1 protein-coding gene is annotated in these 1,240 nt (G+C 74.9%); it reads right to left on the reverse strand.

The annotated features are described in order from the left end of the window. Positions 1–1,102: acyltransferase domain-containing protein (locus BN2279_RS09710; protein ID WP_267887125.1), on the reverse strand; the 1,102-nt coding region annotated here is incomplete at its 3' end. Positions 1,103–1,240 lie beyond the last annotated feature (138 nt).

Here is a 1,240-nt window from a genome sequence, read left to right on the forward strand (position 1 = left end):
GAGGACGCAAGGAAAGAAGGGGAAGGGGGGGGGGCACGGGGGGAGGGGGGGAAGCGAAAGGGGGGGGGCGGAGGGCGGCGGGCGGGACGAGGGAGAGGAACAGGTCGTGTCCGGCGTCGCGCAGCGACGCGACGGCCTGGTCGAACAGGACCGGGCGGCGCACGTTGTGCCACCAGTACGCGGCGTCGAGGCGGGGGCCGGGGGCGGGTCCGCCGGTGACGGTGGGGACGAACGGGGCGCGGGGCGGGCGGGGGCGCAGCCGGCTCAGCGCGGCGCGCAGGGGTTCCTCGATGGGGTCCATGGCGCGGCTGTGGAAGGCGTAGTCGAGGTCGAGTTCGCGGAAGAAGACGCCACGGGTGGCGAGTTCGGCGCCGAGGGCGGTCAGTGCCGTGGCGTCGCCGGCGATGGTGCAGTCCTGGGGGCTGTTGACGCCGGCCAGTTCCAGTCTGCCCGCGTAGGCGGCGAGTTCCTTGCTCATCTCGTCGGCCGGCAGCCCCACGGCGGCCATCCGGCCCTGTCCGGCGGTGGGTGCCTGGGCGCGGCTGCGGGCGGCGACGGCCTGGCAGGCGGCCGGGAGGTCCAGGGCGCCGCAGACGTGGGCGGCGGCGATCTCGCCGACGCTGTGGCCGACGACGGCGACCGGCCGGACGCCGTGGCTCTCCAGGAGCCGGACCTGGCCGATCTGGACGGCGAACAGCAGCGGCTGGGCGATCTCGGTGAGGTGGAGCCGGGACCGGTCGGCGGGCCGTTCCAGTTCGTGGATCACGGACCAGCCGAGCAGGGGGGCGAGCGCGGCGTCGACGGCGTCGACGGCGGAGCGGAACACCGGCTCGTCGCGCAGGAGGGCCGTGGCCATGCCCGGCCACTGCGAGCCGTTGCCCGAGAAGGCGAAGACGGGTCCGTTCCCGGTGGCGGCCCGGACGGCGGCGGCGCCGGCCGGGGGCTGTTCGCCTCGGGCCGCCGCGTGCAGGGCGCGGGCGGCGGCGGCCGGGGTGTCGGCGAGGACGGCGGTGGTGTACTCGTAGCGGTCGCGGCGCTCGGTGGCGGTCCAGGCGACGTCGTAGAAGTCGTCGGCGGGGGTGTACTCCAGCCGCTGGGCCATGCGTTCGGCGGCGTGGGCGACGGCTTCGGGGGTGCGGGCCGAGACGACGACGGGCAGCGGCCCGGTCGTCTCTTATTCACATCTCCGAGCCCACGAGGCCGGCCGAAATCTCGTATGACTGCTTCTGCTTTTAAAAAA

The organism is Streptomyces specialis (assembly GCF_001493375.1).
GTDB lineage: Bacteria > Actinomycetota > Actinomycetes > Streptomycetales > Streptomycetaceae > Streptomyces > Streptomyces specialis.